This window comes from Clostridium sp. HV4-5-A1G (genome assembly GCF_900184915.1).
Taxonomy (GTDB): Bacteria; Bacillota; Clostridia; order Clostridiales; family Clostridiaceae; genus Clostridium_B; species Clostridium_B aromativorans.
Genome location: NZ_FXYI02000316.1, coordinates 1 through 1,818, shown reverse-complemented (window position 1 = coordinate 1,818; position 1,818 = coordinate 1). Strand labels below are relative to the sequence as shown.

Sequence of the window (1,818 nt, the reverse complement as noted above, 5' to 3'; positions counted from 1 at the left end):
ACTATATATATTGACATTCAAATTCTTATTATACTTATTATAATTATCGATAAATAGATTATCTTTCAAACTTTTGCCATCTTTAAGTTTACTTTTAATTTTAAATACTAGTTTTTTAATTTCATTACTTTTGTAATATCCCCAAATTCTAACTTCTACTGTTTTTTCATCTATTTTGTATCCATGAGATACAAATATTTTAGAACCTTCATACTTACCAAATAATTCATGTCTCAATCTCTTACCTTCCACTACTCTTCTAATTGTATCCCTAATATGGAATCCTATTGGAATAAAACCATATCTTGTCCAATTTGTCTCCCATTTTTTTAAATTCGAATTATCTTTATCTTTTTTATCTTTATCTTTTTTATCTTTTTTATCTTTTTCATCTGTATCACTAGTCCAAAAATATTTTCCCTTGATTATATCAGAAATATTTTCCTCAAATTTCAGGTGAATCTTTAAAAAAAAGAAATTTTCTAAAGCAGGAATCCTCCAATTGTCTTTCCTTAAATTTTTTTGACTTTCTTTTTTAACTTTAATATTACATTCCCTATCAGGATCCTCCGGTATTATTTTTATTATCCCATTTCCTTGAGAAGTTCTGCCGCCTAATGCTGCATAATCAGAAATTATTCTTATAGTAAGATTTAAAAGTTCAATTTCTTCAGTTTTTAATTCTTTTACTGGATAAATTGATAATTTTAAAGTCTCTCCTTTTTTAAACATTTTTCCTTCTAACGATCTTTTTTTAGTAGAATCCTTTCTAGTTTCTATTTGTATTTTTTGTACTTTATCTGCAGTGTTCTCTCCTCTTCGATCATCTACAATCAATTTTATTTTTCCTGCCCAGCCATTGCATCCAAATAATTTACAAACTGGGCATATTTTTTGATCATCTAATGCTTTATCTTCACCCATATTTTCTGATAAATCTTTCAAAAATTCTTTTTCCTTTAATTCGCATTTCTTAGAAGATTCATTATCACATACTCTTTTTCCAAGACTTCTGCATATAATTTCGTACCACCATCTTATACTTCCCAGTATACTGCTTGCTTTTATTTTCGTCGTTTTCCCAAAAGCATTGCCTGTCCATATAGGAGTAAGAGATTCTAAATTTGCTGTGATTAATGCTTCTTTATCCATAATTCACCCCCGAAATATCTTTGTATCTTTGTATCTTTGCATTTAAGATATGAGCTTTTAAAACTTTTCCTGTTTATATTCTCCAAATTAATACTTTTTAACAATATAGAAAATTTAAATTCAAGTTTATTTCCCATATTTTTCTTTTATTATCCTTCCATATTCCATTATTATGAGAACTTCTACAAAAAATATATAAATCCTCCTAAATAATTAAAAGTGAGGAAAATTTTTCAGTTTTGTTTAATTAATAGTAAAAAATTTTGATACTTCTTATAAAAATAGATCTAAAAACTCATTTAAACAGCCAAAGTAAAAATTTATATGGAAAACTCAAAGCTAAATCTGACAACAAATAAGGTAACGTAAGTGAATGCTTACGTTGTTATTTTTTCCATAGTATATGTAACAACAATGGCCATAGCCCTAGGCACTACAATAATTTTTGCTATACTCACATATTTAAAGGAAAAAGCTATACTTAAACGTAAAAATAATTTTAAGGATAATAATGAGATTTTCATCACTGTTGATGACGAAAATAATCATTCAAAAAATTAAAAATACACCCTTCGCCGAGCAGTGCAGTGCATTTTTAAACTAAAAATAATTTAATCATTTAAAACCATAACGACTTCTTATACATATACTATATAATAACTGTAT

2 protein-coding genes are annotated in these 1,818 nt (G+C 26.4%); one reads left to right on the top strand and one right to left on the bottom strand.

What is annotated here, in order from left to right; all coding sequences use genetic code 11:
* Nucleotides 1-1,152: type III-B CRISPR module RAMP protein Cmr1 (cmr1, locus tag J5G60_RS18150; RefSeq protein ID WP_207876625.1), on the bottom strand; the 1,152-nt coding region annotated here is incomplete at its 3' end.
* Nucleotides 1,153-1,521: 369 nt separating this feature from the next.
* Here cmr1 and J5G60_RS18145 point away from each other — a divergent pair.
* Entirely contained in the window at nt 1,522-1,713 is a 192-nt protein-coding gene (locus J5G60_RS18145) for a hypothetical protein (RefSeq protein ID WP_150356308.1), read from the top strand.
* The last annotated feature ends 105 nt before the right edge of the window (nt 1,714-1,818 follow it).